The following is a 25,245-nucleotide window of genomic DNA, read 5'->3' on the forward strand; positions in this document are numbered from 1 at the left end:
ATGCTGTGGAGAACTCCGCAAAACCTGTGCACGACACGGTGGACAGCCCTGTGAACAAGCTCCTACCGATTGCCACACACCGCCTCTGACCTGCTTGTTTGCCGTCCACTGGCTGTGCAGAAGAAAAACTTTCCCAGTCGGACCAAGATCCCTTCGAACAGTGCGCGGAAGCACACACCACGAGACGATCAGTAAGGGGCAGTACTCCATTGCATCTCTTACCTGTGGACGATTAGATTGGTGGCCATGACACAGGCTCCCGCGACTCCCAAGGCCGCCCGGCGACAGCACGACCGAGAGATCGTCGCCCTGGCCGTCCCGGCCTTCGGTGCACTCGTCGCCGAGCCCCTCTTCGTCATGGCCGACAGTGCGATCATCGGCCATCTCGGCACCGCACAGCTCGCCGGTCTCGGGGTCGCCTCGGCCCTCCTCATGACAGCCGTCAGCGTCTTCGTCTTCCTCGCCTACGCCACCACAGCGGCCGTTGCCCGACGCGTAGGCGCCGCCGACCTCCAAGCCGCCATCCGCCAGGGCATGGACGGTATCTGGCTGGCCCTCCTTCTCGGCGCCGTGGTCGTCGCGGTCATCCTGCCCACCGCACCATCCCTCGTGGAACTCTTCGGCGCCTCGGACACAGCGGCCCCGTACGCAACCACCTATCTACGGATCTCCGCACTCGGCATCCCGGCCATGCTCGTCGTACTGGCCGCCACCGGCGTCCTCCGCGGACTGCAGGACACCAAGACACCGCTCTATGTCGCCGGAGCGGGCTTCGTGGCCAATGCCGTCCTCAACGTGGGCCTCGTCTATGGCGCCGACCTCGGTATCGCGGGATCCGCCTGGGGCACCGTCATCGCCCAGTGCGGCATGGCCGCGGTCTATCTCGTGGTCGTCGTACGCGGCGCGCGCGAGCACGGCGCTTCCCTGCGCCCCGACGCGGCGGGGATAAGGGCCTGCGCACAGGCCGGGGTACCCCTGCTGGTCCGCACGCTCTCGCTGCGGGCGATCCTGATGATTGCCACGGCCGTCGCGGCCCGCCTCGGGGACGCCGACATCGCGGCCCACCAGATCATCCTGTCGCTGTGGAGCCTGCTCGCCTTCGCCCTGGACGCCATAGCCATCGCCGGGCAAGCCATCATCGGCCGGTACCTGGGGGCCGACGATGCCGAGGGCGCCCGCGCCGCCTGCCGCCGCATGGTGGAGTGGGGCATCGCAGCCGGCGTCGCACTCGGACTGCTTGTAGTGATCACGCGGCCAGTGTTCCTGCCGTTGTTCACCAGCGACTCGGTCGTCCAGGGCACGGCCCTGCCCGCCCTGCTCATGGTGGCGCTCTCCCAGCCGATCTGCGGCATCGTCTTCGTCTTGGACGGCGTCCTGATGGGAGCAGGCGACGGCCCTTACCTCGCATGGGCCATGGTGCTCACCCTCGTGGTTTTCACCCCGGTGGCACTACTCATCCCCGTGTTCGGCGGCGGCCTCACCGCAGTCTGGGCAGCCATGACGCTGATGATGACGGTACGCATGCTGACGCTCTGGCTGCGCACCCGCTCGGGCCGGTGGATCGTCACGGGCGCGACGCGCTGAATGTTTCACGTGAAACACGCTGTTTCACGTGAAACGGACTGGCCGTGATCCCACCTCGACGCCGCCCACACAGAGAAGGGGCCGTACCCAGCGGGTACGGCCCCTTCTCTCAGCTGTTCAAGCCGAGCGCGGCGATCAGGCCGCGATGACCTCGATGTTGACCTTGGCGGCAACCTCGGGGTGCAGACGCACGGACGTCTCGTGGGCGCCCAGGGTCTTGATCGGCGCACCGAGCTCAATGCGACGCTTGTCGACCTCGGGACCACCAGCAGCCTTGATCGCGGAAGCGATGTCGGCCGGGGTGACGGAACCGAAGAGACGACCGGCGTCGCCGGAGCGGACGGCCAGACGGACCTTGACGGCCTCAAGCTGGCCCTTGACCTGGTTGGCCTGCTCGATGGTCTGGATCTCGTGGATCTTGCGAGCACGACGGATCTGCTCGACGTCCTTCTCGCCACCCTTGGTCCAGCGGATAGCGAACTTCCGCGGGATCAGGTAGTTGCGAGCGTAACCGTCCTTGACGTCGACGACGTCGCCCGCGGCACCGAGGCCGGAGACCTCGTGGGTGAGGATGATCTTCATGTGTCGGTCACCCTTCCCTTATCGCGCGGTGGAGGTGTAGGGCAGCAGCGCCATCTCACGGCTGTTCTTCACGGCCGTGGCGACGTCACGCTGGTGCTGCGTGCAGTTGCCGGTCACGCGGCGGGCACGGATCTTGCCGCGGTCGGAAATGAACTTCCGCAGCATGTTCGTGTCCTTGTAGTCCACGTACGTGACCTTGTCCTTGCAGAAAGCGCAGACCTTCTTCTTAGGCTTGCGCACAGGCGGCTTCGCCATGGTGTTTCTCCTGTGTGATCAAGAAGTTTGGGTACGACCGCCCTTTGACCCGCACCGGCCCGCTGGCCGGCCCGCTGGCCTAGAAGGGGGGCTCGTCCGAGTAGCCGCCGCCACTGCTGCCGCCGGAGTTTCCACCCCAGCCGCCGCCACCGCCGCCGCCCTGCTGGCCACCGGCGGGAGCGCCGGTCGCCCACGGGTCGTCGGCGGGAGCACCGCCGCCGCCCTGCTGGCCGCCACCGGGGCCACCGCCCCAGCCGCCGCCACCCTGGCCGCCACCGCCGCCGTAACCACCCTGGCCACCGCGAGCGCCACCGGAGGTCTTGGTGACCTTGGCCGTCGCGTTGCGGAGGCTGGCGCCGACTTCCTCGACGTCCAGCTCGTAGACCGTGCGCTTGACGCCCTCACGGTCCTCGTAGGACCGCTGCTTCAGCCGGCCCTGCACGATGACGCGCATGCCTCGCTGGAGCGACTCGGCGACGTTCTCCGCCGCCTGACGCCAGACCGAGCAGGTCAGGAAGAGGCTTTCGCCGTCCTTCCACTCGTTCGTCTGGCGGTCGAAGGTACGGGGAGTGGACGCGACACGGAACTTCGCGACCGCCGCACCGGACGGGGTGAAGCGCAGCTCGGGGTCGTCGACAAGATTGCCGACCACCGTGATGACGGTCTCGCCTGCCATGGGGGAACCTCTCGGCGGGTTTGCTCTGGCTGCTTACTACTCGAATCCCGGGATCAGCTGAGCGGAGCTCAGTGGGTCTCGGGACGGAGGACCTTGGTCCGGAGGACCGACTCGTTCAGGTTCATCTGGCGGTCGAGCTCCTTGACGACCGCAGGCTCGGCCTGCAGGTCGATGACCGAGTAGATGCCCTCAGGCTTCTTCTTGATCTCGTACGAGAGACGACGACGGCCCCAGGTGTCGACCTTCTCGACCTTCCCGTTGCCCTCACGGACGACGGAGAGGAAGTTCTCGATCAGAGGGGCGACAGCGCGCTCCTCCAGATCGGGGTCGAGGATGACCATCACCTCGTAGTGACGCATGTGGAACCCACCTCCTTTGGACTCAGCGGCCACGGTCGTTCCGTGGCAGGAGGGTCGTGATGCGTACGCAACGGTATCGGCCGCCACTGACAATCGGGGGTGACCTCGCGGTTCCCCGAGCTGGCCCGGGCAGACACCGGTGCAGACGGTACACAGTACCCGCACACCGACGTCCGGTTGAAATCCGGCCGCTGTCGCCCACAATCTGTACTCATCGGGTGTGTATGGCGCTACGATGCGCCGCCTTCCGCAGGAGGTGCCCTATGGCACAGGCATTGCGACCCAACACCGTCGGAGGCCTCTTCGCCACGGACGGAAAGCCCCATCCCCTCCAGGACACGCTGCTCGTGGTGACCCTGGTACTGGGGATCACGTCCTTCGTCACAGCCCAGTTCCACGATCTGCATCTGCTCAGCTCCTGGACCGGTCTGGTCGGCATCCTCACCGGGGCGTACGGCCAGTGGATCTCGGTGACGACCCGAGAGCGCTTCGGCCTGATCGTGGGTCTCGGTGCCTCAGGAGTCGGCTTCTTCCTCGGAATGGCGCACGGCGGGCTCTTCGGCGGCTTCTGACGCGCCTGGGCCAACGCCCTCCCCGCGCCGGCCACGGACCACCCTCCGAAGACCGGCAGAACACCGCATAGAACACCCTCGAACGCCTCGGTGGCCCTCAAGGCCGGGGCGAAGCTTCCGTACGCCCAGTCGGGGCGCTCACAAGGCGCAGTAGGCTTCCGCGAGAGCCGGAGCCCCTGTACCCATGGGGACACACCAGCCCGAGGAGCGCCCCGAATGAGCCTGACCCTGAGGACGATCAGTCGCGAGCAGCATCTGGCATACATCCAGAGCCTGCCGTCGGCGAGCCACATGCAGGTCCCGGCCTGGGCTGACGTCAAGGCGGAGTGGCGCTCGGAGAGCCTCGGCTGGTTCGACAAGAGCGGTGAACTCGTCGGCGCGGGCCTCGTCCTCTACCGGCAGCTGCCCAAGATCAAGCGCTACCTCGCCTATCTGCCCGAGGGCCCGGTCATCAACTGGTTCGCGCCGAATCTGACCGACTGGCTGGAACCGATGCTCGCGCACCTGAAGCACCAGGGCGCCTTCTCCGTGAAGATGGGCCCGCCGGTGATCATCCGGCGCTGGGAGGCCACCTCCATCAAGGCGGGCATCCAGAACCCGGACGTGAAGCGGCTGCGTGACATCGAGGCCGACTTCATCGAGCCGCGCGCTTTCGAGGTGGCCGACAAGCTGCGCCGTATGGGCTGGCAGCAGGGCGAGGACGGCGGGGCCGGCTTCGGCGACGTACAGCCCCGCTACGTCTACCAGGTGCCGCTGGCCAACCGGTCCCTGGAAGAGGTCCACAAGAACTTCAACCAGCTGTGGCGACGCAACATCAAGAAGGCCGAGAAGGCCGGCGTCGAGGTCGTCCAGGGCGGTTACCAGGACCTGGCGGAGTGGCAGCGTCTGTACGAGATCACGGCCGTGCGCGACCACTTCCGGCCGCGCCCGCTGTCGTACTTCCAGCGCATGTGGACGGCCCTCAACACCGAGGACCCCAACCGCATGCGGCTGTACTTCGCCCGGCACAACGGCGTGAACCTGTCGGCGGCGACCATGCTGATCGTCGGCGGGCACGTCTGGTACTCCTACGGCGCCTCCGACAACATCGGCCGTGAGGTCCGGCCCTCGAACGCGATGCAGTGGCGGATGCTGCGCGACGCCTACGCACTCGGCGCCACCGTCTACGACCTGCGCGGCATCTCCGACTCGCTGGACGAGACCGACCACCTCTTCGGCCTGATCCAGTTCAAGGTGGGCACGGGCGGGCAGGCCGCCGAGTACCTCGGTGAGTGGGACTTCCCGCTGAACAAGCTGCTCCACAAGGCGCTCGACATCTACATGTCGCGTCGCTGACCTCGCGCTCTCTGCTTCGATACCGTCAACAGCTGCACCGTCGATAGCTTCCATATCTCTGATACACCGCAGCCACGAGAAAGGTTCCAGGTCCGGCCATGGCGCTCACGCTCTACGTCGACACCGCGCGCTGGCGGGCGCACCACAAGCACGTGCAGGAGCAGTTCCCGGGACTCGTCCCGGTCTGCAAGGGCAACGGCTACGGGTTCGGGCACGAGCGGTTGGCGGAGGAGGCCACGCGCCTGGGCTCCGATGTCCTCGCCGTCGGCACGACGTACGAGGCCGCGCGCATCAAGGACTGGTTCGGCGGTGACCTGCTGGTGCTGACGCCGTACCGACGCGGCGAGGAGCCGGTGCCGCTGCCCGACCGGGTCATCCGCTCGGTGTCGTCCGTCGACGGCGTGTACGGCCTCGTGGGCGCCCGTGTCGTCATCGAGGTGATGTCCTCGATGAAGCGGCACGGGGTGAGCGAGCACGAGCTGCCGCAGCTCCACGCCGCCATAGAGAACGTCCGCCTCGAGGGCTTCGCCATCCATCTGCCCCTGGACCGCACCGACGGCTCGGACGCCGTCGAGGAGGTCATCGGCTGGATGGACCGCCTGCGTGCGGCCCGGCTGCCGCTGCACACGATGTTCGTCAGCCACCTCAAGGCCGAGGAACTCGCCCGTCTGCAGCAGCAGTTCCCGCAGACCCGCTTCCGCGCCCGCATCGGCACCCGGCTGTGGCTGGGGGACCACGAGGCGACCGAGTACCGCGGCGCGGTGCTGGACGTCACGCGCGTCTCCAAGGGCGACCGCTTCGGCTACCGGCAGCAGAAGACGGCCTCTGACGGCTTCCTGGTGGTCGTCGCGGGCGGTACGTCGCACGGGGTGGGCCTGGAGGCCCCCAAGGCCCTGCACGGCGTCATGCCGCGCGCCAAGGGCGTCGCCAGGGCCGGGCTCGCCACGGTCAACCGGAACCTTTCTCCGTTCGTCTGGGGCGGCAAGCAGCGCTGGTTCGCCGAGCCGCCGCACATGCAGGTCTCCATCCTCTTCGTCCCCGCGGACGCGCCCGAGCCGAAGGTCGGCGACGAGTTGGTCGCCCATCTGCGCCACACCACCACGCAGTTCGACCGGCTCGTCGACCGCTGAGCGACAGCCGCTCGACAACGCCGTAACAGCGAAAGGCCGTACACGGAGGAGCCCGTGTACGGCCTTTCACGTCTGCTTCTTACGCCCTGTTCGCTCAGAGCGAACCGTCGGTCGTCGCCCCCCGACTGCCCCACTCGACAGACGGCCCGTCGAAGTGGGCCGCGTGCCGCGGTGGATGGGCCGCAGGGCCGAACACGAACACGTCCTCCGCCCTGTCGAGGACCCCGCCCGAGGGGTCGTCCTCGCCGGTCCGGCGCACCGGATCGCGCTCCGGCATGAGGATGTCCCGTACGACAACGGCGCACAGGTACAGCGTCCCGAGCAGGTGCATGCCGATGGCCCAGTGGTAGCCGTCGGGCGGCAGTCCCTTGTGGGCGTCCCCGCTGGTCGTGTACGCGAGGTACAGCCAGATGCCAAGGAAGTAGGCCACCTCGCACGCCTGCCAGATGAGGAAGTCCCGCCACTTCGGCCGGGCCAGCGCGGCCAGGGGCACCAGCCACAGAACGTACTGCGGCGAGTAGACCTTGTTGGTGAGAATGAACGCCGCGACGATCAGGAAGGCCAGCTGGGCGAAACGCGGACGTCGCGGCGCGGTGAGTGTGAGCGCGGCGATGCCGGCACAGCACAGCAGCATCAGCAGCGTGGCGAGCGTGTTGACGGTCTCCGTGCTCAGCGGATCGGTGGAGTTCTGGGCCATGATCAGCCAGAAGGAGCCGAAGTCGACGCCCCGTTCCCGACTGAACCGGTAGAACTGCGACCACCCGTCCCAGGCGAGCAGCATCACCGGAAGGTTCACGACCAGCCAGGCGACAACGGTGCCGCCCAGCGCCCTACCGAAGTCCCGCCACTTGCCCGCACGCCAGCACAGGACGAACAGCGGACCGAGCAGGAAGACGGGATAGAGCTTCGCGGCCGTGGCGAGCCCCAGCAGGATGCCGAAGGCGAGGGCGCGGCCGCGCGACCACATCAGCATCGCGGCGGCCGTCAGGGCGACGGCGAGCAGGTCCCAGTTGATGGTCGCGGTCAGCGCGAACGCGGGCGCCAGGGCGACCAGCAGCCCGTCCCAGGGGCGCCGGACGTGCGTGCGGGTCACGCAGACGGCGATGACGGCCGCGCACGCCATCAGCATTCCGGCGTTGACCATCCAGTACCACTGCTCCTGGTGCTGGATGGTGCCGCTCCCGGTCGTGAGCCAGGATGCGACCTCCATGAACACACCGGTCAACACCGGATATTCGAGGTACTCCATGTCGCCGGAGAGCTTGTCGAAGTACGGCACCAGCCCGTCGGTGAAGCCACGCCCCTGGTAGAGGTGCGGGATGTCCGAGTAGCAGGCATGCGTGTACTGCGAGCTGGCGCCGAAGAACCAGGCGCCGTCGTAGCAGGGTGCCTTCTGGACCAGGCCGAGGGCGAACATGCCGATCGCCACGAGCGCGATGATCCGCACGGGAGTCCACCAGGACGTCCCGAGCAGGGCACGCCGTCCGATGGGGCCACCGATCAGCTCACTCCCGTTCGCGGCGACCTCGTCTTCCTTGGTCGGCCGCACCGGGTCGGGCTCGTGCACGCTTTTGGGCGTCGTCTCTGCACTGGGCATGGGGCACATCCTGCCGTACCAGTCTGAGAACGGTGCGAGGACGAGGAGCCTGCGGCGGCTGGGTGTTTCACGTGAAACCGGCGTTTCACGTGAAACAGACCGCAGTCCGACGGACCGTAGAGGCGAGGAAGGCCGGTGGCCGGCACCCTGCTTCGTGGGTGCCGGCCACCGGCCTTCTGTGTCGCGTGAGCCTGTCGATCTAGCCTGACGAGCCGCCGAAGATGCCTCCGTTGCCGTTGGCATTACCTCCGGAGTTGTCCGTCTCCGTCTCCGTGGGCGTCGGTGACGCGGTCGTATCCCCGCCCGAGCCGCCGTTCTGTCCGCCGTTGGCGTTGTTGCACTGCCAGTCGAACTCGTCACAGGTCGAGGTCGGCGTCGGGGTCGGCGAAGGCAGCGTCTCGGAGGGCGTCGGCGTTGGGCTCGGGCTCTCCTCCTCAGTCTCCGTGGGAGTCGGAATCGCGCTCGGGGTCGGAGTGTCGTTGATGATCTCGCCGATGGGCTCGGCCTCGGGGAAGCGCTCGGGAGTGACTCCCTTCATGGCCTCGACCATGTAGTCCTTCCAGACCTGCGCCGGGATGTCACCACCGTGGATGGACGTCACGCCACCCGTGCCGTTCATGGAGAGCAGCTTGCCCTTGGCGGGGTCCGTGCGGAACAGCGTCACGGCCGTGGACAGTTCCCTGGTGTAGCCGACGAACCACGCCGACTTGTTCTCGTCGGTCGTACCCGTCTTGCCGGCCACCGGGAAACCGATGTCCGCGACCTTCTTGCCGGTGCCGTTCTGGACGACGTTCTCCAGGACGTCCGTCACGTTGGCCGCGACGTTCGGCTCCATGGCGTTCTGCCGCTCGGGCTTCTCGAACCCCTCGAGCGGCTTGCCGTCATGGATCACCTCGGTGACGGAGTACGGCTCGTAGTGCTTGCCGTCGTTGGCGAAGCTCCCGTAGGCGTCCGCCATCCGGATGGCGCTCGGGGTCGACGTACCGAGCGAGAAGGACACGTTCTTCATGTTGGCCTTGTCGAAGAAGGCCTCTGAGATGCCCATGTCCTTGGCCATCTCCTGAGTCCTGGACAGGCCTACGTCGATACCCAGCTGCGCGAACGGGCTGTTGATCGACTGCTCCATGGCCTTCCGGAGCGTCACGTCGCCCCAGGCTGTTTCGCCCTCGTTCTTCTGGCGGAACGGCTTTCCGTCATTGCCCATGATCGGGTCGCCGTTCTGGTCCTTGATCTCCAGGAGGTCATTGCCGTTGTACTTGGCCAACGGCGAGAGCGGCTTTCCGTTGGTCTCGTAGGTCCCGTACTTCATCGCGGCGGCCAGCACGATGGGCTTCCAGGTCGATCCGACCGGCACACCCAGCGTGTTGGCGTTGTTGGAGTAGTGCCCCTTGTTGTAGCCCTCGCCGCCGTACAGTGCGACGATCGCTCCGGTCTTGGGGTCGACCGACGCACCGCCGAACTGGACGTACTTGTCCTTCTCGCGCTTCTTGGGGTCGAGGAAGCTCTTCTGTGTCTTCTCGACGGCCGCCGCCAGCTCGTTGACCTTCTGCTTGTCGAAGGTCGTGTAGATGCGGTAGCCGCCCTTCTCCAGGTCCTCGGGGGACAGCCCCGCCTTCTTGGCGACGTACTCCTTGGCGATGTCGATGAGATAACCGGACTGACCGGACAGGTTCGAGCTCTGCCTCTTGAACGTGGGGAATCCGCCGACCTTTGCGCGCTCGGCCGGCGTCATACGCCCCACCTCGACCATGCGGTCCAGGATCCACGACCAGCGTTCCTTGGCCCGCTTGGTGTTTGCCTCCGCCGAGGCGTTTGCTCCCACACCGCCGTCAGGGTTGTAGAAGTTCGGCCCCTTCAGCACGGCGGCGAGGAAGGCGCACTGCTCGGTGCTGAGCTCCTTGGCGTCCACGCCGAAGTAAGCCTGGGCCGCAGCCTGGATTCCGTAGGAGTTACGGCCGTAGTAGGCGGTGTTGAGGTAACCCGCGAGGATCTCGTCCTTGGACAGCTTCTGGCCGACCTTGATGGAGATGAACAGTTCCTTGAACTTGCGGGAGAGCGTCTGTTCCTGGCTCAGGTAGGTGTTCTTCACGAACTGCTGGGTGATGGTCGAGCCGCCCTGCGTCTCGCCGCCCCGCGCCATGTTGAGCAGGGCCCGTCCGATACCCGCCGGATCGATGCCGCTGTCCTCGTAGAAGGACGCGTTCTCGGCGGAGACGACCGCGTTCTTCATCTCCTTCGGGATCTCCGCGTTGCTCACGAGCTGGCGGTTCGTCTGACCGCCGGTCGACGCCATCTGCTTGCCGTTGGACCAGTAGAAGACGTTGTTCTGCGCCAGGGCCGTGTCCTGCTCATTGGGGATCCCCACCATGGCGTACCCGATGCCCGCAGCAGTGACCAGACCGCCCATGAAAGCGAGGAAGATCCCCGTGATGAGCCGCCACGACGGCACCCACCGCGCCGCGCCGTACTTGCCCGCGCGGGGATAGTCGATGAACCGCTTCTTGGGGGGCGGGGCCGCACGGCCTCTGCCGCGCCCGGGCCCGTTCGGCCCGCCGGGAGCGGCACGGCGGCCCCCGCCCGGTTCGGCCGCTCTACGGCGACTGCCCCCGCTTCTCTGGGCAGCGCGCCGTGCCTCGGCGCGTCCTCCGTACGGACGTTCCTCGCCTTCCGAACCGCTGGGACCCGACCCGTACGAGTCGGAAGGAGATCCGGTGGCGCCTCGCGGTGCCGCTCGGCGGCCGGAGGACGAGCCGGCCTGGCCGCGTCGGGCCGCGGCACGTCCGCCTCCCTGCGGCTGCGGCGGTTTGCGACGGTGCTCGCTCATCGAACGACTACTCCTCGGGCAGGCGCACCCCTGCGCGCCTGACAACGGCGGCTGTTTTCCGGTCCCCCCGAAGTACGGATGCGGTCGGTTCCGCATTCACCCGTACTGCACCAAGGACGACGACGCCCTCAGGCGTCACTCGGTTCCCAGTGCTGTGCATGGCGCACAGACTACGCACCGTCAAAGCCCCCCTAGCCCCGAACTTCACCCCAAATCAGGCAACTCGCTCCACATGAATCGTTGATGTGATCCCGTTCACCGTTCCCCCACTTGTCGCGTCCGGAAGGCCGTTCTATCGTCTTGATGTATCGAGTCGATACATCAGCGCGAGATATGACGAGGAGGCGAGGGGATGAGCCGACGTTCCGGGATCCTCGAGTTCGCCGTACTCGGACTGCTCCGCGAATCCCCGATGCACGGCTACGAGCTGCGCAAACGACTCAATACGTCGCTGGGCGTGTTCCGTGCGTTCAGCTACGGCACGCTCTATCCCTGCCTGAAGACGCTGGTCGCCAACGGCTGGTTGATCGAGGAACCGGGGAACACCGCCGAGGACGCCCTCGCCGCACCACTCGCGGGGCGTCGCGCCAAGATCGTCTACCGGTTGACGGCAGAAGGTAAGGAGCACTTCGAGGAACTGCTCTCGCAGACCGGCCCTGACGCGTACGAGGACGAGCACTTCGCTGCCCGATTTGCCTTCTTCGGACGCACACCACAGGACGTGCGCATGCGCGTTCTGGAGGGCCGTCGCAGCCGGCTGGAGGAGCGCCTGGAGAAGATGAGCGCCTCTCTCGCCCGCACGCGGGAGCGCCTCGACGACTACACGCTTGAGCTCCAGCGCCACGGGATGGAGTCCGTGGAGCGCGAAGTGCGCTGGCTGAACGAGCTCATCGAGAGCGAGCGGGCCGGGCGGGACCTGAAGGGTTCCGCTTCCGGGGGATCCGCTCAGCAGGACACCACATCTGGAGAGCCGGGCGATCTGCCCCGTCCCGGGGGTACCCCCGGGACGGATTCGCCCGGCGACACCGCCACGTGAGAGCCCAGTCAGGGCCTCACTCGTACACACAGGGAGCAACCGGAATGGGTTCGGTTCGCGTAGCCGTCGTCGGCGTCGGCAACTGCGCCGCGTCGCTGGTTCAGGGAGTCGAGTACTACAAGGACGCCGACCCGGCGTCCAAGGTCCCCGGCCTGATGCACGTGCAGTTCGGCGAGTACCACGTCCGTGACGTCGAGTTCGTCGCCGCCTTCGATGTCGACGCGAAGAAGGTCGGCCTCGACCTCGCGGACGCCATCGGCGCCAGCGAGAACAACACCATCAAGATCTGCGACGTGCCGCGCTCCGGCGTGACCGTCCAGCGCGGCCACACCCTCGACGGCCTCGGCAAGTACTACCGCGAGACCATCGAGGAGTCCGCCGAGGCCCCGGTCGACATCGTCCAGGTCCTCAAGGACAAGCAGGTCGACGTCCTCGTCTGCTACCTGCCCGTGGGCTCCGAGGACGCGGCGAAGTTCTACGCCCAGTGCGCCATCGACGCCAAGGTCGCCTTCGTCAACGCTCTGCCGGTCTTCATCGCCGGTACGAAGGAGTGGGCTGACAAGTTCACCGAGGCGGGCGTCCCGATCGTCGGCGACGACATCAAGTCCCAGGTGGGTGCCACGATCACGCACCGCGTCATGGCGAAGCTGTTCGAGGACCGCGGTGTCGTCCTGGACCGCACGATGCAGCTGAACGTCGGCGGCAACATGGACTTCAAGAACATGCTCGAGCGCGACCGCCTGGAGTCCAAGAAGATCTCCAAGACGCAGGCCGTCACCTCGCAGATCCCCGACCGTGAGCTCGGCGAGAAGAACGTCCACATCGGCCCGTCCGACTACGTCGCCTGGCTCGACGACCGCAAGTGGGCCTACGTCCGCCTCGAGGGCCGCGCCTTCGGTGATGTCCCGCTGAACCTGGAGTACAAGCTCGAGGTCTGGGACTCCCCGAACTCCGCCGGCGTCATCATCGACGCCCTGCGCGCCGCGAAGATCGCCAAGGACCGCGGCATCGGCGGCCCGATCCTGTCGGCGTCGAGCTACTTCATGAAGTCCCCGCCAGTCCAGTACTTCGACGACGTGGCCCGCGAGAACGTCGAGAAGTTCATCAAGGGTGAGGTCGAGCGCTAAGCAGTCGGCGCCGCACTAGAACGCTCCTGCCAGAGCTGTTGAGGGTCCCCGGGTTGTACCGCCCGGGGACCCTCCCCATATGTGAGGCTGTGCCCCATGTCCGTCGTACGCGACCTGCGGGTCCTGCTGCGCTTCCGGAACTTCCGGCGCCTGCTCGTCGTACGCCTGCTCTCGCAGGGCGCCGACGGCGTCTACCAGACCGCGCTCGCCACGTACGTCGTCTTCTCCCCGGAAAAACAGACCTCGGCAGCCGCGATCGCCTCCGCGATGGCGGTGCTGCTCCTGCCCTACTCCCTGGTGGGCCCCTTCTCCGGCATCCTCCTGGACCGCTGGCGCCGCCGCCAGGTTCTGCTGTACGGCAGCCTGTTGCGCACCGTGCTGGCCTCGGCGACGGCCGCCCTGATCATCACCGACGTCCCGGACTGGCTCTTCTACGTCTCCGCCCTGTGCGTCACCGCCGTCAACCGCTTCGTCCTGTCCGGCCTTTCCGCGGCACTGCCGCGCGTCGTCGACGAAGAGCGGCTCGTGATCGCCAACTCCCTGTCCCCGACCGCCGGAACGCTCGCCGCGGCCGCCGGTGCCGGCCTGGCCTTCGTCGTACGGCTGGTGGCCTGGGACTCCGATGCGGCCGTGGTGCTCCTGGGAGCCTCCCTGTACCTGTGCGCGGGACTGGCCTCACTGCGTATGTCCCCGGACCTGCTCGGCCCCGATCGCGAGTTGGTGCAGCCGGGGCTCGCGGCGGCCCTGTCCGGCACAGCGCGCGACCTGGCGGCGGGCGTACGCCATCTCACTACTCCGCCGCGCCGGGAAGCCGCCTGGGCGCTGTTCACTATGACCCTGATGCGCTTCTGCTACGGCGCCCTGCTGGTCATGCTGCTGATGCTCTGCCGGTACGCCTTCTCGTCGGACGCCGATGACGGACTCGCCTTGCTGGGGCTGGCGTTGGCGATCTCTGCCGCCGGCTTCTTCGCGGCGGCGGTGGCGACCCCTTGGGCTGCGGGACGGCTGGGCTCCGGCCTCTGGATCGCCGTGTGCGCGGGGGCGGCCGCGGTTCTGGTGCCCGCGCTCGGCCTTCCCTTCGCCGCAACTCCCATGCTGGTGGCGGCATTCGTCCTGGGCCTGACGACGCAGGGGGCGAAGATCGCGACGGACACGATCGTGCAGGCCTCGGTCGATGACGCCTTCCGTGGCCGGATCTTCTCCGTCTACGACGTGCTGTTCAACGTTGCCTTCGTCGGCGCCGCAGGTGTAGCCGCCCTGATGCTGCCGCCGGACGGCCGCTCGATGCCTCTGGTGGTCACAGTCGCCGTTATCTACGCGGCAGTTGCTGGGGCTATGGCCCGCTTTGAACGCCGCTCTGTGTCACATCAATGACACAGAGCCACTCCCGGCGTCTCCGGTGTCAGTGGGGACCGGTAACTTACGTGCGTCTTATTTCCGCGCTTAGTTCGCGCCACGCACTCAAGTTCCAGGGGGACTCCCAAGTGACAACTCCGCCGCCCCAGGGCAACCCGTTCGCCCAGGGCCAGAACCCGTACGGCCAGCCCCAGGGCCAGGCCCCGTACCCTCCCCAGGGCGGCTACCCGCAGCAGCCGGGCCAGCCCGGGTTCCCCCAGCAGGGCGCGGCGCCGTACGCGCCGGTTCCGCCGCAGCCCCGGCGCAAGCTGAGCTTCAAGGCGATCAAGAACATCGTCATCGTGGTGGCTGCCGTGTCTGTGGCCATCGGGGGCTACATAGCCAGCCAGGACGATGCGGAGACGGCTGCGGTCGGCGACTGCATGCACCGCGGCAGCACCAGTTCGACCAACCCGGACCTCGAAGTCGTCGACTGCGGCTCTTCGAAGGCTCAGTACGTGGTGCTGGCCAAGATCGAGGGCTCGTACACCACCGAGCTCTCGGCCAGCAGCAAGTGCGCAAGCGAGGCCAAGGACTTCGAGTACACGTACACGCAGAGCAGCAAGAGCAGCGACTTCCTGCTCTGCCTGAAGGAGTACAAGAAGTAAGCAGACGCCGAGAGGGGCGGTGTTTCACGTGAAACACCGCCCCTCTCGCATCCTCGGGGTCATGTTTCACGTGAAACATGACCCCGTTCGCGGCCTCAGCCTTGCTCGGCCCACCACTCCTTGAGCGCCGCGACCGCCTCGTCGTACACCATCGGCCCGTTCTCCAGCCGCAGCTCCAGCATGTGCTTGTACGCGGTGCCGATCACCGGCCCGGGACCGACGCCCAGGATCTCCATGATCTGGTTGCCGTCGAGGTCCGGGCGGATGGCGTCCAGTTCCTCCTGTTCCTGGAGTTGAGCGATCCGCTCCTCCAGGCCGTCGTAGGCGCGGGACAGCGCGGCCGCCTTGCGCTTGTTGCGCGTGGTGCAGTCCGAGCGGGTCAGCTTGTGGAGGCGGTCCAGGAGGGGGCCGGCGTCACGGACATAGCGGCGAACCGCCGAGTCCGTCCACTCGCCAGTGCCGTAGCCGTGGAAGCGCAGGTGGAGCTCGACCAGACGTGAGACGTCCTTCACCAGCTCGTTGGAGTACTTCAGCGCCGTCATGCGCTTCTTCGTCATCTTCGCGCCGACCACCTCGTGGTGGTGGAACGAGACCCGGCCGTCCTTCTCGAAGCGACGGGTGCGCGGCTTGCCGATGTCGTGCAGCAGTGCGGCCAGCCTGAGGGTCAGGTCGGGGCCGTTCTCCTCCAGCGCCATCGCCTGCTCCAGGACGATCAGCGTGTGCTCGTAGACGTCCTTGTGGCGGTGGTGCTCGTCACTCTCCAGACGCAGAGCCGGGAGCTCGGGCAGCACGTGGTCGGCGAGCCCGGTGTCGACCAGCAGGGTCAGGCCCTTGCGCGGATGGGCGGAGAGGACCAGCTTGTTCAGCTCGTCCCGCACCCGCTCCGCCGAAACGATCTCGAGGCGGCCGGACATGTCCTTCATGGCCGCGACGACCTCAGAAGCCACCTCGAAGTCGAGCTGTGCCGCGAAGCGCGCCGCCCGCATCATGCGCAGCGGGTCGTCCGAGAAGGACTCCTCGGGAGTACCCGGCGTGCGCAGCACGCGCTCCGCCAAGTCCTCCAGACCGCCGTGCGGGTCGATGAACGTCTTCTCCGGAAGTGCGACGGCCATCGCGTTCACGGTGAAGTCACGCCGGACGAGGTCCTCCTCGATCGAGTCGCCGTACGACACCTCGGGCTTGCGCGAGGTCCGGTCGTACGCCTCCGACCGATAGGTGGTCACCTCGATCTGGAAGCATCGATCAGCGTCTCCGACACGGGCTTCCTTCTGCGCCCCGACCGTGCCGAAAGCGATACCGACCTCCCACACGGCGTCCGCCCACGGGCGCACGATCTTCAACACGTCCTCGGGACGAGCGTCGGTCGTGAAGTCCAGGTCGTTGCCGAGCCGGCCGAGCAGCGCGTCCCGGACCGACCCGCCGACCAGGGCGAGTGAGAACCCAGCCTCCTGGAAACGGCGGGCGAGGTCGTCGGCGACAGGGGCAACCCGCAGCAGTTCGCTCACCGCGCGGTGCTGCGCCTGGCTCAGGGCGCTGGGCTTGTCTTCGTTGGCGTTCGGCACAACAGAAGAGGGTACGTGGCCCGGGCGACCGGGAGCGCCTCCATTAAACGTGCACATCCGACGGCATAGACAGCTCCGTCAATACGCCCACAAGGCCTGCCCTTGCGACGTACGAAAACGCTCCCCTTTATAGAGGCACATACGGGACAGGCCGACGCTCTGAACCGATCTTGTGGAGGAGACCGCGGCACTTCCCCTCAGCGCGCATCGTTACCATGCGTGGACGCACATTCCGACGACCACTGACGACGACGAGGGACGGGCGAGCGCGTGGCCGAGGCGGCAGACTTCCAGGGGATGAGTCCCTCACCTGCCCGCCGGTGGATGCGGCGCACCGGAGCACTGCTCGCCGGGGCGCCTCTGCTGGCCGGCCTGCTCCAGCTGCCCGCCGCCACTCCGACGCACGCGGCGGGGCAGGACTCCGTGAAGGCCGCTTCCGGCTCCGGCACGGTGGCTGTCGCTGTGGATTCGCTCACCCCTTCTGTCCCCAGTGACGGCGACACGCTGACCGTGTCCGGCACGGTGACCAACAAGGGCAAGCAAGCGGTCACGGACGCGCAGGTGGACCTGCGCCTGGGAGCGCCTATGAGCACCCGCTCGGCCATCGACACGGTCTCCGCGCGCACCAGCTTCCAGGAGGGCCTGGACGGAGCCCCGGTGGGCGGGAAGTACGTCCAGGAGTTCTCCAAGCTCACGCCAGGCGTCTCCCAGCACTTCAGCATCTCCGTACCGGTCGACAAGCTGGACCTGGGAGAGGACGGCGTCTACGAGTTCGCTGTCTCCCTGTCCGGCGAGACGGCCGCGCAGCCGTGGGACCAGGTGCTCGGCATCCAGCGGACGTTCCTTCCGTGGCAGCCTGACAAGGCCGGCACGCAGACCCGGACGACCGTTCTGTGGCCACTCGTCTCCACCTCGCACATGACCGCACAGACGGGGTCGGACGAGTCACAGACTCCGGTCTTCCGTGACGACGACCTCGCCAAGGAGATCTCCCCTGGCGGCCGACTGCAGCAGCTCGTGTCGCTGGGCAAGGAACTCGACGTCACGTGGGTGATCGACCCCGACCTGCTGGCCTCTGTGGACGCGATGACAGAGAGCTACCGCGTCCAGGGTGAGGGCGACACGAGCAGGCCGGGCGGCTATCGGACGGTCGCCGCGCAGTGGCTGGCGGAGCTGCAGGACGCGGTGCAGGACAAGGAAGTCGTCGCTCTGCCCTTCGCCGACCCCGATCTGGCCTCTCTGGCCCACAACGGCACGAACGTCACCGGCTCCCTGAACCACCTCAAGGAGGCCACCGACGTCGCCGCCGACACGGTCGACTCGATCCTCCACGTGGAGCCGACCACCGACTTCGCCTGGCCCGTGAACGGCGCCGTCGACCCGTCCATCGTCAAGGTCGCCACCTCCGCCGGCGCTGACAAGGTGATCGCCCGCAGCGACAGCCTGGTGGAGACCGGAGGCCTGACCTACACGCCCTCCGCGGCCCGCCCGATCGGCGGCGGCACGACGGCTGTCGTCGCGGACGCACGGATGTCGACGGCGTTCCAGGGCGATCTGACGAAGGCGTCGAGCTCGACGCTCGCCGTGCAGAGCTTCCTGGCCCAGAGCCTGACCCTCAACCTCCAGACGAACAAGCAACGCAGCATCGTCGTCGCCCCTCAGCGGATGCCGACGACGAGCCAGGCCCAGACCATGGCCGAAGCGGTCACAGCGCTCCAGGGCGGCACATGGTCCCAGTCCCAGGACCTCACGGCCGCTGCCACGGCCAAGCCGGACTCCCGCGCGACCACGAAGGTACCGCCGGCCTCCAAGTACCCCTCGTCGCTGAGCAAGCCGCAGCTGCCCCGATCGGCTTTCGAGCAGGTCGCCACCACGCAGGACAAGCTCGACAACTTCAAGGTGATCCTCACCCGGCAGTCCCGGGTCGTGACCCCCTTCGGGCGGGCCCTGAACCGCGAGATGTCCACGTCGTGGCGTGAGCGCTCCGCTGAGGCCGCGGACTACCGCAACGCCATCGAGGCCTACGTCGACTCGCTGGCCGGACAGGTCACGCTGATCGACAAGTCGGAGACCAAGCTCTCCGGCCGCAGTGCCACGATCCCCGTGACCGTGCAGAACAATCTCGTCCAGGGCGTCGATCACCTGGTACTGCGGCTGACCTCGAAGAGTCCGAGGCGTCTCGAGATCGGCGGCGATGCCTACCACGAACAGGCCGTCGCGGTCTCCGGCGGACACAGCCAGACCGTGAAGTTCACCACGTCGGCTCAAGCCAACGGTCAGGCCACGGTCGTCGCCCAGCTGTTCACGGAGGACGGCCAGCCCTATGGCGCACCCGTCACCTTCGACGTGAGGGTCACCGAGTTCACGGCCACCGTGATGCTGGTCATCGGTGGTGGTTTCCTTCTGCTCGTCCTCGCCGGGTTCCGTATGTACACGCAGCGCAAGCGCGCGGCGGCCCGCGCGGCCGAGGAGGACGGTTCCCCGGAGACAGGCGAAACCGAGGCCGTCCCGGAGAACCCGGAAGGCCCTGAGGACCGTCTCACGCCCGAGGAAGTCCGCAGGGAAGAGTCGGACACCGGTACCCGGGCAGACGCCCCGGAGCAGCCGAGTGACCCGACACCGGACACCGCAGCGGAAAGCGCCGACCCGTCCGGCACGGGTGAGAGAGTGGACCGTTGAGCGAAGTCGTGGCCGGTGGGCCCGGGACGATGAGGTGGGGTAACCATGAACGCGCCGTACGACGGTGACCGCGGCCAGCCCGCGGGCGGCTCGGGGCACCCCGAGGGCCAGCCGCCCGAGCACGGCCAGGTACCGCCGCAGCACCCCGCGGACATGTACCTCCAGGACGCCTACGACCAGGACCCCTACCGGGCCCAGGACCTCTCCGCCCAGGATCCGGTGGCCGAGGCGCTGTACGATCGCGCCGCCCACCCGCCGCCACCCCCGGGCACGTACCAGCCGCCCCAGTCGCTGTACGCCCAGCCGCCTCAGTCGCCGTACGCCCCCGACCCGCATGTGTGGGCGCAGACCCCGGCGCCCGAGCCGGAAGGCCCCAACCAGTACCTGCCGTACGGCGACGATCCCCGGACGACCCAGTACGTGGGCGTCGACGACCTCGTCTCGCACTCGGCCGAGGAGCGTCCGGAGCACGACGCCTTCGCGCACCTCTTCCGGGACCAGCAACAGGGCGGCCATCCGCAGTACCAGCCGCCGACGGTCCCGGGGCCTTCTCCGGCACCGGCGGCGGGACCGTACCAGGGGACTACGCCACCTGCAGCGGCAGAGGCCGCAGCGCCCGCCCCGGCAGCTGCTCCAGCGTCCGCGCCCAAGAAGGGCGGGCGCGCCGCAGGGCTGATGAAGTCGAGCGCCGTGATGGCGGCGGGCACGATGGTGTCCCGGCTCACCGGGTTCGTACGGTCCATGATGATCGTCTCGGCACTGGGCCTCGGCCTGCTCGGCGACTCGTTCCAGGTCGCCTACCAGCTGCCGACCATGATCTACATCCTGACCGTCGGCGGAGGCCTCAACTCCGTCTTCGTGCCGCAGCTGGTGCGCGCCATGAAGGACGACGAGGACGGCGGCGAGGCGTACGCGAACCGCCTGCTGACCCTGGTGATGGTGGCGCTCGCCGCACTCACCGCACTCGCGATGTTCGGCGCGCCACTCCTGGTCAGGGCCCTGTCCACCCCTGTCGCCAACGACCCCGCCGCCAACGAGGTGGCCGTCACCTTCACCCGCTACTTCCTGCCCTCGATCTTCTTCATGGGCGTCCACGTGGTGATGGGACAGATCCTCAACGCCCGCGGCAAGTTCGGCGCGATGATGTGGACTCCCGTCCTGAACAACATCGTCATCATCGTGACGCTGGGGATGTTCCTCTGGGTGTACGGCACCGCGGAGCGCTCCGGCATGGCCGTCACGAACATCCCGCCGGAGGGCCAGCGGCTCCTCGGCATCGGTGTCCTGCTCGGCCTGGTCGTCCAAGCCCTGGCGATGATCCCGTACCTGCGCGAGACGGGTTTCCGGCTGCGGCTGCGCTTCGACTGGAAGGGCCACGGTCTCGGCAAGGCGGCGATGCTCGCCAAGTGGACCATCCTGTTCGTCCTGGCCAACCAGGCAGGTGCCCTCGTGGTCACCCAGCTGTCCACCGCCGCTGGCGTCGACTCCGACGTCGACGGAACCGGCTTCGCCGCCTACGCCAACGCCCAGCTGATCTGGGGTCTGCCCCAGGCCATCATCACCGTCTCCCTGATGGCCGCCCTGTTGCCGCGGCTCTCGCGCTCGGCGGCGGAGGGCGACAGCGGTGCCGTACGGGACGACATCTCCCAGGGCCTTCGCACAACGGCGGTGGCGATCGTCCCCATCGCCTTCGGATTCCTCGGCCTGGGCATCCCGATGTGCACGCTGATGTTCGGCTCCTCGGGCACCAGCGAAGCCACCAACATGGGCTACATGCTGATGGCCTTCGGCCTCGGCCTCATCCCGTACTCCGTGCAGTACGTGGTCCTGCGCGCCTTCTACGCCTACGAGGACACCCGGACCCCCTTCTACAACACGGTGATCGTGGCGGCCGTCAACGCCGTCGCCTCGGCCGCCTGCTACTTCGTCATCCCGGCCCGCTGGGCTGTCGTCGGCATGGCCGCCTCGTACGGCCTGGCCTACGCGATCGGCGTCGGCGTCGCCTGGAGCCGGCTGCGCAAGAAGCTCGGCGGCGACCTGGACGGCGCCCGCGTGATGCGGACGTACGCCAGACTCTGCATCGCCTCGGTGCCCGCGGCGCTGCTGAGCGGTGCGGCTTGCTACGGCATCGCCCAGACCCTGGGGCAGGGCGTTCTCGGCTCCCTCGCTGCCTTGCTGGCCGGTGGAGCCGTGCTGCTCGGGATCTTCTTTGTCGCCGCTCGCCGGATGCGGATCGAGGAGCTGAACTCGCTGGTGGGCATGGTCCGCGGACGCCTGGGTCGCTGAGGTGGGGGTACGCGCACAACCATCGTCCGCCACTGTGTGTCGTGCATAGCGCCGGACTGTGGGCACAATTGGTTTCGGCGTCGGACGGCGCGCACTGAGTCGGACGGCGCGCAATGGATGGGGAGGCAGGAACGACGGTGGCGGAACGGAGCACGGCTGCCGTCGACGTGGCAGACAACAGCGGCGACGAGCCGCTGACCGCTCAGGCGGACCAGTCCACGGCCGACGGGGTGGCCAAGAATCGGGAGCGGGACACGGACATCGACGAGGCACAGGGGAGTGGCGGGACCGAGGGTCCCGGAAAAGCCTCACCGCCCGAGCTGCACAGCGGTCACAAACTCGCCAGACGCTACCGCCTCGAGGAGTGCGTCACCCGTCTGGACGGTTTCAGCAGCTGGCGTGCGGTCGACGAGAAGCTTCGTCGCGCCGTCGGCGTCCACATCCTGCCTGCGGATCACGCTCGGGCCCGGTCGGTTCTGGCCTCGGCCCGCTCCTCCGCGCTGCTCGGTGACCCCCGCTTCGTCCAGGTCCTCGACGCCGTCGAGGAGAACGACCTCGTCTACGTCGTCCACGAGTGGCTCCCCGACGCCACGGAACTGAGCACGCTGCTCGCCTCGGGTCCGCTGGAGGTGTACGACACCTACCAGATGGTCACCCAGGTGTCCGCGGCCATGGCCGCCGCCCACCGGGAGGGCCTGGCCCATCTCCGCCTCAACCCGAACGCCGTGCTGCGCGCATCGACCGGCCAGTGGCGCATCCGCGGTCTCGCGGTGAACGCCGCGCTGCGCGGCGTCAGCTCCGACACTCCGCAGCGCACCGACACGGAGGCCATCGGCGCCCTGCTGTACGCCGCGCTCACCCAGCGCTGGCCGTACGAGAGCGACGCCTACGGCTTGTCCGGGCTGCCGAAGGACATCGGACTGATCGCCCCGGACCAGGTGCGCGCCGGCGTCCACCGTGGCCTGTCCGAGCTCGCCATGCGCGCCCTCGTCAACGACGGTGCGACGGCCTCCCGGCACGAGTCCGCGTGCACGACGCCGGAGGAGCTGGTGAAGGCGATCGGCGAGATGCCCCGCATCCGCCCGCCGGAGCCCACGTTCACAGCCCCGCCGGACTACCAGCGCACGACCTACCAGCAGGGCAGCTACGGCCGCCAGGCGCCACGCCTGGGCGTCACCCAGCCGGTGCCGACACCGCCGCCCCCGCTGCAGAGCCGCACGGGCAAGGCGCTCAAGTGGGCTGTCTCGGCCCTCTTGATCGCTGCCCTCGGCCTCGGCAGCTGGCAGCTCGCGGACGCGCTCATGGACCAGGGCAACAAGTCGGAGGACACCGACCAGACGCAGACGACGGGGGACAACGACAAGAGCCCGGCGAAGCCCGTCAGCAAGCCGATTGCTATCGAAGGTGCCCTTGACTTCGACCCGCTCGGCTCGGACGGGTCCGAGAATCCGGACGAGATAGAGAAGATCTACGACTCCGCTGCGGGCACGTACTGGCAGACGAGCTTCTACACGAGCTCCGACTTCGGGCGGTTGAAGTCGGGCGTAGGAGTCGTCCTCGATCTCGGCAAGGTCCAGCAGGTCGGAAAGGTGACCGTCACCTTCGTCGGTGACACCTCCGTCGAGCTCCGCGCCGCCTCGGGAGACACCGGTACGCAGCCGACGTCCCTCGACGGCTACAGCAAGGTCGCCGAGGGCTCCGGCACAAGCGTGACGCTCAAGCCCGGCAAGTCCCTCGAGTCTCGCTATCTTCTGGTCTGGCTGACCGATCTGCCGAAGCAGATCGACGACGGCAAGTTCCGCGGCAGGGTCGTGGACGTCAAGGTGAGCAGCTGAGAGTAAAGGGGAGGGGGTCCGATGGCAGATGGCGGCGCATACGGTGACACAAGCGATCAGGACCTTCTCGCCCGGCATGTAGAGGGCGACCCCGACGCCTTCGGTGAGCTCGTGCGGCGTCACCGTGACCGGCTCTGGGCGGTGGCCCTGCGAACGCTCGGCGACCGCGAGGAGGCCGCTGACGCCGTCCAGGACGCCCTCGTTTCGGCCTACCGGGCCGCCCACACGTTCAGGGGCCAGTCGGCCGTCACGACGTGGCTGCACCGGATCACGGTGAACGCCTGTCTGGACCGCGCCCGTAAGGCGGCCACCCGCAAGACCTCCCCCGTCGACGACACCGAGCGCCTGGAGCAGTTGCTGGAGCCCCACGAGGAGGCATCCGCTCCGGCAGAGCGCAACGATCTGCACCGCCAGCTGCTGGAGGCACTCGGCACGCTGCCCCCCGACCAGCGTGCGGCGCTTGTCCTGGTGGACATGCAGGGCTACCCGGTCGCGGAGGCCGCCCGCGTCCTCGATGTACCGACCGGCACGGTCAAGAGCCGATGTGCGCGCGGCAGAGCCAGACTCCTGCCTCTCCTCACTCATCTACGGCCCGAGAGCGCCAGTGCCGGCAAGGACTCCGGCGAGAGGCGGAACCGGACGCAGGGGACATCCGTCCCACCGGCAGCGGGTCCACATGACACGAGACCACCGGCCACGGATTCGCGAGATGCAGGGCCGAGTGATTCAGCTGCAGTGAAGGGCGGAGGTGGGCGAGCGTGACTTCCACGACGGACACGGCCGGGCACCCGGACGTCGCCGAGATCTCCGACCTCACCGAGGGCCTTCTCCCTCCCTCCAGGACAGCCGACGTACGGCGGCATCTGGACCAGTGCGAGCTGTGCGCGGACGTCCACGCCTCGTTGGAAGAGATCCGGGACCTGCTGGGCACCCTGCCCGGCCCGGCACGCATGCCCGCCGATGTCGCCGGACGCATCGACGCCGCCCTCGCCGCGGAGGCTCTACTCAACGCCACGGCGCCCGCTGACGCCGAAGCCGCCGAAGCGACGACCCTCATCGGGGAAGCCCGACCGGTCTCCGGTGTGGTCGACAGTGCTCATGTTTCACGTGAAACATCGGCAACGACGGACCGCCCGGCGGGCCACGCCCGCTCCTCGACCACCGGTCCCGGCCGCAAGAACCGCACGAAGGCCGGACGTCGCAAGGTGGCCGTCCTCAGTGCCGCGTTTACGGCCGCCGCCCTTGGCCTCGGCTCCGTGCTGCTGACCTCCCTGATGGGTGGCGGAGGGGCCGGCCCGTCGGCCGACGGCGGGCAGACCGCCGGCGACACCTTCTCCGCGGCGAAGCTGGACAGTCAGGTCGCCGATCTCCTCGCCAAGGGCGAGAGTTCCGCGGGTGGCTCCCATAAACCGGAACGGAGTCTGGGTGCGGTAGGCGGACCCGACACCAAGAGCCCTCAGATCCTGCGTGAGATCACAGTGCCCGAATGTGTCAGGAAGGGCATGGGCACCGACGGCGCGGCGCTCGCCGCTGAGGAAGGCGTCTACAAGGGCAAGGACGCTCTGCTCGTCGTGCTGCCGGATGCCGCCAACGACAGCCGGGTCACGGTCTACATCATGGACGCGACCTGCGTGAAGCAGGCGTCATCCACCACGGCCAAGGTCCTCCTGAAGGACTCCTACGCGCGTTCCTGAAGGCCCGGCGGTTCGTCTCCGTCCTGCCTGGCAACCCCTACGGGGTGGCGTCACCGTGTGCCCGGACACAGTGGGAATGCGCGCCCCTTAGGATCCGTTGGGTGGGGTG

General features: G+C 67.9%; 20 protein-coding genes. 13 read left to right on the forward strand and 7 right to left on the reverse strand.

Annotated features, from left to right (window positions below; translation table 11 throughout):
• Window positions 1-246 precede the first annotated feature (246 nt).
• Window positions 247-1,584 (forward strand): MATE family efflux transporter, encoded by a 1,338-nt coding sequence (locus ABIE67_RS23660; protein ID WP_370260559.1) that lies wholly within the window; start codon window positions 247-249, stop codon window positions 1,582-1,584.
• Window positions 1,585-1,719: 135 nt separating this feature from the next.
• Here the strand turns inward: ABIE67_RS23660 and rplI are convergent, their stop codons facing one another.
• The 4 genes from rplI to rpsF form a co-directional block, all read right to left on the reverse strand.
• Window positions 1,720-2,166 carry a 50S ribosomal protein L9 gene (gene rplI / locus ABIE67_RS23665; protein WP_234761503.1) on the reverse strand — a complete coding sequence of 149 codons (447 nt, stop codon included), beginning with the start codon at window positions 2,164-2,166 and terminating at the stop codon, window positions 1,720-1,722.
• A gap of 18 nt (window positions 2,167-2,184) precedes the next feature.
• Complete coding sequence (gene rpsR, locus ABIE67_RS23670) at window positions 2,185-2,421, reverse strand: 30S ribosomal protein S18 (protein ID WP_003949403.1); 237 nt, start codon at window positions 2,419-2,421, stop codon at window positions 2,185-2,187.
• Between the two features lie 79 nt (window positions 2,422-2,500).
• A complete protein-coding gene (locus ABIE67_RS23675; protein WP_370260561.1) occupies window positions 2,501-3,097 on the reverse strand; it encodes a single-stranded DNA-binding protein in 597 nt (198 codons plus the stop codon).
• A 68-nt stretch (window positions 3,098-3,165) separates the two neighbouring features.
• Entirely contained in the window at window positions 3,166-3,456 is a 291-nt protein-coding gene (gene rpsF, locus ABIE67_RS23680) for a 30S ribosomal protein S6 (protein ID WP_005482942.1), read from the reverse strand.
• Window positions 3,457-3,719: 263 nt separating this feature from the next.
• Here rpsF and ABIE67_RS23685 point away from each other — a divergent pair, with 263 nt between their 5' ends.
• From ABIE67_RS23685 to ABIE67_RS23695, 3 genes are all read left to right on the forward strand, one after another.
• Window positions 3,720-4,028, forward strand: a complete 309-nt coding sequence (locus ABIE67_RS23685) for a hypothetical protein (protein ID WP_370260562.1) — start codon at window positions 3,720-3,722, stop codon at window positions 4,026-4,028.
• Between the two features lie 216 nt (window positions 4,029-4,244).
• Entirely contained in the window at window positions 4,245-5,363 is a 1,119-nt protein-coding gene (gene femX, locus ABIE67_RS23690) for a peptidoglycan bridge formation glycyltransferase FemX (RefSeq protein WP_128435528.1), read from the forward strand.
• 98 nt (window positions 5,364-5,461) lie between these two features.
• Complete coding sequence (locus ABIE67_RS23695; RefSeq protein ID WP_370260563.1) at window positions 5,462-6,493, forward strand: alanine racemase; 1,032 nt, start codon at window positions 5,462-5,464, stop codon at window positions 6,491-6,493.
• Window positions 6,494-6,587: 94 nt separating this feature from the next.
• Here ABIE67_RS23695 and ABIE67_RS23700 read toward each other — a convergent pair whose 3' ends face one another.
• Window positions 6,588-8,090 (reverse strand): glycosyltransferase family 87 protein, encoded by a 1,503-nt coding sequence (locus tag ABIE67_RS23700; RefSeq protein WP_370260564.1) that lies wholly within the window; start codon window positions 8,088-8,090, stop codon window positions 6,588-6,590.
• A 199-nt stretch (window positions 8,091-8,289) separates the two neighbouring features.
• Window positions 8,290-10,914: a transglycosylase domain-containing protein gene (locus tag ABIE67_RS23705; RefSeq protein ID WP_370260565.1), complete on the reverse strand. Its 2,625-nt coding sequence runs from the start codon at window positions 10,912-10,914 to the stop codon at window positions 8,290-8,292.
• A gap of 352 nt (window positions 10,915-11,266) precedes the next feature.
• Here ABIE67_RS23705 and ABIE67_RS23710 point away from each other — a divergent pair, with 352 nt between their 5' ends.
• From ABIE67_RS23710 to ABIE67_RS23725, 4 genes are all read left to right on the forward strand, one after another.
• On the forward strand, window positions 11,267-11,950 hold the full coding sequence (locus ABIE67_RS23710) for a PadR family transcriptional regulator (protein WP_370260566.1): 684 nt from the start codon (window positions 11,267-11,269) through the stop codon (window positions 11,948-11,950).
• Between the two features lie 44 nt (window positions 11,951-11,994).
• On the forward strand, window positions 11,995-13,077 hold the full coding sequence (locus tag ABIE67_RS23715; RefSeq protein WP_370260567.1) for an inositol-3-phosphate synthase: 1,083 nt from the start codon (window positions 11,995-11,997) through the stop codon (window positions 13,075-13,077).
• Between the two features lie 96 nt (window positions 13,078-13,173).
• On the forward strand, window positions 13,174-14,451 hold the full coding sequence (locus ABIE67_RS23720; protein WP_370260568.1) for an MFS transporter: 1,278 nt from the start codon (window positions 13,174-13,176) through the stop codon (window positions 14,449-14,451).
• A 110-nt stretch (window positions 14,452-14,561) separates the two neighbouring features.
• Window positions 14,562-15,080, forward strand: a complete 519-nt coding sequence (locus ABIE67_RS23725) for a hypothetical protein (protein WP_370260569.1) — start codon at window positions 14,562-14,564, stop codon at window positions 15,078-15,080.
• A gap of 95 nt (window positions 15,081-15,175) precedes the next feature.
• On the opposite strand, the gene ABIE67_RS23730 is transcribed toward ABIE67_RS23725, so the two are convergent.
• Window positions 15,176-16,642 (reverse strand): CCA tRNA nucleotidyltransferase, encoded by a 1,467-nt coding sequence (locus ABIE67_RS23730; RefSeq protein ID WP_370260570.1) that lies wholly within the window; start codon window positions 16,640-16,642, stop codon window positions 15,176-15,178.
• A gap of 270 nt (window positions 16,643-16,912) precedes the next feature.
• Here ABIE67_RS23730 and ABIE67_RS23735 point away from each other — a divergent pair, with 270 nt between their 5' ends.
• From ABIE67_RS23735 to ABIE67_RS23755, 5 genes are all read left to right on the forward strand, one after another.
• Window positions 16,913-19,321, forward strand: coding sequence for a DUF6049 family protein (locus tag ABIE67_RS23735; protein WP_370260571.1), 2,409 nt, complete (start codon window positions 16,913-16,915; stop codon window positions 19,319-19,321).
• A 45-nt stretch (window positions 19,322-19,366) separates the two neighbouring features.
• A complete protein-coding gene (gene murJ, locus ABIE67_RS23740; RefSeq protein WP_370260572.1) occupies window positions 19,367-21,607 on the forward strand; it encodes a murein biosynthesis integral membrane protein MurJ in 2,241 nt (746 codons plus the stop codon).
• 137 nt (window positions 21,608-21,744) lie between these two features.
• Window positions 21,745-23,442, forward strand: coding sequence for a protein kinase family protein (locus ABIE67_RS23745; RefSeq protein ID WP_370260573.1), 1,698 nt, complete (start codon window positions 21,745-21,747; stop codon window positions 23,440-23,442).
• A 21-nt stretch (window positions 23,443-23,463) separates the two neighbouring features.
• The gene (gene sigM / locus ABIE67_RS23750; protein ID WP_370260574.1) at window positions 23,464-24,204 is read left to right on the forward strand and encodes an RNA polymerase sigma factor SigM; all 741 of its coding nucleotides are present in this window, start codon (window positions 23,464-23,466) and stop codon (window positions 24,202-24,204) included.
• The gene (locus tag ABIE67_RS23755; protein ID WP_370260575.1) at window positions 24,201-25,136 is read left to right on the forward strand and encodes an anti-sigma factor; all 936 of its coding nucleotides are present in this window, start codon (window positions 24,201-24,203) and stop codon (window positions 25,134-25,136) included. Before sigM ends, ABIE67_RS23755 begins: the two co-directional genes overlap by 4 nt.
• Window positions 25,137-25,245: the final 109 nt, after the last annotated feature.

The sequence above is a fragment of the Streptomyces sp. V4I8 genome (assembly GCF_041261225.1).
GTDB lineage: Bacteria > Actinomycetota > Actinomycetes > Streptomycetales > Streptomycetaceae > Streptomyces.